Annotated in this window: 2 protein-coding genes; both read right to left on the bottom strand. The window is 43.7% G+C overall.

Annotated elements, in window-relative coordinates:
• On the bottom strand, nt 1-2,868 hold a 2,868-nt coding region (locus ACZFYI_RS16760; RefSeq protein ID WP_462525276.1), incomplete at its 3' end, for a WD40/YVTN/BNR-like repeat-containing protein.
• A gap of 184 nt (nt 2,869-3,052) precedes the next feature.
• On the bottom strand, nt 3,053-4,010 hold a 958-nt coding region (locus ACZFYI_RS16755), incomplete at its 5' end, for a DUF1624 domain-containing protein (protein WP_462525275.1).

Genomic DNA, 4,010 nt, shown 5'->3' with positions numbered 1-4,010 from the left:
TTTATCTTCAAGTTCTTTGGCCTTGGTGACTATTTGTTCATCCTCATTCATCATCGTCAATTCCTCAAGTTCTTTGCGTATGGTTTCTATCTCATTGATGGCAACCACTACTTCGTTCATTGCCGCATTGAGTTTCAGTGAGAACTCAACCTGTTTTTGTATATCTTCCATAGTTCCTACAGTATTTGGGTCCTTGATGACCTTCCCGATTTGACTTGAGGTTTTGCCGTCGACAGAGATCCTGATTTCATATTCTCCCGGTACTACCCTAGGTCCAAATTGCCCACGGTAAAGATCCAGATCCCAGGTCACTAGCGGCCTGTATTCCCGGCCCTCTAATTTTACCCAAGGTTTATCCTGAGGGGCAACCAATAGTTTTGGTTGGAGTGTAGGTTCATGGCGCAAATCCCACCAGACTCTGTTTACTCCGGGATCATTTCTACCGTTTAGCGTTCTGATTTTTTTTCCATTTAGGTCAAAAATCTCGACTAGGACTTCTTTGGCAGGATTTTTCAGGTAATAATTGATGTCCATTCCATAAGGGGGATTTGATCCTGTTGTCATGGTTCGGCCCTCAGTTTTGATTCCTTGGACTTCCTGAAACCTGTAGGCAGGCCGCTGATGGAAGAGATGAACTTCTTTTGTCAAAACTTCCTGATCCAATTCTTGGATTGGCCCTATGTCATCCAAAATGTAGAATCCTCTTCCATAAGTACCGATGACCATATCATTGAATTCTTCCTGAATGGTCAGCCAATAAATCGGTACCGGCGGGAGGTTATTCCTTAACCTGAACCAATTTTTGCCATCATCCTTTGAAATGTAAAGCCCCTTATCCGTGCCCGCATACAACAAGCCTTTGACTTTTGGATCTTCTCTTGTCACATGGACAAAACTGGATTCGGAATGTTCTATTCCCCCGCTGATTTTTTCCCAAGTCTTGCCATAATCAATGGTCTTGAAAATATATGGATCAAAGTCTCCCAACTGATGTGCATCTACCGTAACATAGGCAGTTCCCGGCTGATGTCTTGAAGGTTCAATGCTTGAAATCGTCCCCAGATCGGGTTTTCCAATGATATTCTCTGAGACATTTGTCCAGGTCTTGCCTCCGTCTCTGGTCAACTGAACCAAACCATCATTACTTCCGGTCCAGATAAGACCATCTTCCAATTGCGATTCGGCAATGGCAAAAAGTACCGAGGCATCAAAAGTCATCAGGTTATCGGTGGCGATCCCTCCTGAAGACTGTTGGTGGGATTTATCATTTCGGGTAAGGTCAGGACTGATGATTTTCCAGCTTTGCCCATAATCCTCAGTCATATGGACAAACTGACTTCCGACATAGACACGTTTGTGGTTATGCGGACTGATAAATATCGGAAAAGACCAATGCCATCTGTAGCGCATGTCCTTTGGCGCCCAACCATATCCTGCTTCAGGCCAAACCCTTACATCTCTTGCATGTCCTGTCCGGAGGTCATATACCTGGAGACCGCCATCATAGCATCCCGACCAAACTATATGATTGTCTACAGGGTCAGGGATGGCCCATCCGCTTTCACATCCGCCCACAGCATGCCAAAGCCCCAATGGGATGCTGCCCTGACGGCTATTGCTCGGACCACGGTAAGAATACCCATCCTGTCGGTTTCCATAGACATTGTAGGGGATTTGATTGTCTGTCCACACATGGTACATCTGTGCATTGGGAAACACATGTTGCCGGTAGGTTTTCTGTTTGTTCCAAGTCACCCCAAGTCCACCGTCATGGGCGACCAGGATCCGGTCAGGATTTAGGGGATCCACCCAGATATCATGGTTATCTCCACCTGCCCGATAACCTGCATTGGCAAGTGTTTTGCCTCCATCTTTAGAGGTACTGAATTTAACCGAAGCAAAATAAATCTCATCAGGATCATCTGTCGAAACCCTCAACTTGGTATAATATGGTGCCCGTTCATTGATATCATGGTTGATCATGGTCAGTTCCCAAGAATCGCCACCATCCGTTGATTTCCAAAGCTGAGGGCTATCCATTTCAAATAAGGCATACACCACATTTGGATTACTGTAGGCAACGGCAACGGATGTCTTCCCCACCGGATTACCAGATCCTCCAGGAAGTCCTTTTTCTTTCAAAGCCTCCCAAGTAGTACCTCCATCCTTGCTTCGGTAGATTCCTCCTCCCGCACCACCGCTGTTAAGCCCCCATGTTTTGATATCTATGGACCAAAAAGCCGCAAACAAAATCTCAGGATTTTTGGGATTCATCGCCAGGTCTACTGCTCCGGTTTGCTCATTTACGAAAAGTACTTGGTTCCAAGTCTTTCCGCCATCTGTGGTTTTATAAACTCCACGGTCTTTCTGAGGACCATAGGTATGACCTAAAGCAGCCACATAGACGATATCAGGATTTCCCGGATCTACCACAATCTGTCCGATACGGGCCGTTTCTTTCAAACCCATATGCTGGAAAGTTTTTCCGGCATCATTGGATTTGTAAATCCCGTTACCCATTGCATGGGCCGGACGGATCAGGAAGGTTTCCCCTGTACCTGCCCAAACCTGATTGGGGTCTGAAGGTGCCAATGCCAATGCAGATACTGAAGAGATATCCTGATCATCAAAAATTGACCGCCAAGTAGTTCCCCCATCTTCTGTTTTGAAAAGACCACCTGAAGCCATGCCTACATACATAACCATGAGGTTATTGGGTTCGCCAACGGCAGCTATTGTCCGGTTTCCATCAGGACCTATAAACCTAAAATTAAGTTGCCCCAAATGCTCTGCATAGTTGGCCTGTTGCGCAAAACTGAAAATTGGAAATAGGAAAAAACAGAAAATAAAATGCTTAAAATGATTCATTTTTTTGAGGTTTTCATTTAGTGAATTACAATACATACGGGAGGAAATCATGCAATTGTATAGGACTGAATATACCTCAATTTCGAAGCAAAAGAAATTCCGGCGCCATTTTTTAGATTTCGGTACTGAATTAAATCCTTCTTTATGATGATGCTGCATTTTTTATAATTCTTATTCCAATACCTCAAAAGTAACTGAGCCACCACTTGTCTTTATTACCCTGCTTGTAGCGATCAAACTTTTTGCAAATAGGATACATCAGCAAAATCACTGACATCCAAACTACATAGACCACCCAAAGCGGAAAACCATAGCCCGGAATAGGATTTTCAGTTATTCCCCAGACCGCTAATACCATGTTTTTTTCCCATCCAAAACCAGTCAAGGCAGCCAAACCGATTGAAATCAGATGAATCAGGTAAATATGGATGATATAGAAAAAAAACGGAACCCTTCCGAAAGTACAGATGAAATCCACTGCTTTCCCCTTCCATTTCTCGGAATTGGCCAAAACCAGTAATGTTCCGCCCAAGGTCATCAACAGGTACATAAGAGAAGGCGGGTATTTTGTCGGGTTAAAAAATGAAACAAGATTTTTTGAAAAGCTTCCAAAATTTTCGAACGGATTTGGGTCACCATAAATATTTGTCCACCTCATCCCAACAAACAGTAAGATAGCCAAAACCCCGATCCAATTGAAGGTCATCTTTCTTTTTGATGGATCAATGCTTCTCTCATAAAACCCGCCTAAAAAATAACCCAAAGACATCACCCCAATCCATGGAATGATGGGGTAAGCCACCAATAACATCAGGTCATCTGAGAGAGAGAAAATGTTTTGGTAGTGAAAGATTGCCCAGAGGATGGATTCATCATTACGGATTCCGTCAAGAAGGTTATGCCCAAAAATAAGAACAAGGCTGAAAATCAAAATAGCTTTACTGGGGAGATGTACCAATCCTGCCAAAGCAATCATACTGATTCCCAAAGATGCAATGACATTCAAATTGATTGTCCCAAACTGAGGATCAAGAAACCAACCGAATGCCACAATGGTCAAATCAATAAAAACCAGCCAAAGTCCCCTCTTGAGGAGAAATCCTGACAATTCGTTTTTTGGCTTTCTTTTTCCCACCATATAG

The sequence above is a fragment of the Aquiflexum sp. genome (genome assembly GCF_977115555.1).
The sequence above is the reverse complement of the archived record's forward strand: the minus strand, read 5'-3'. Positions and strand labels throughout refer to the sequence as shown.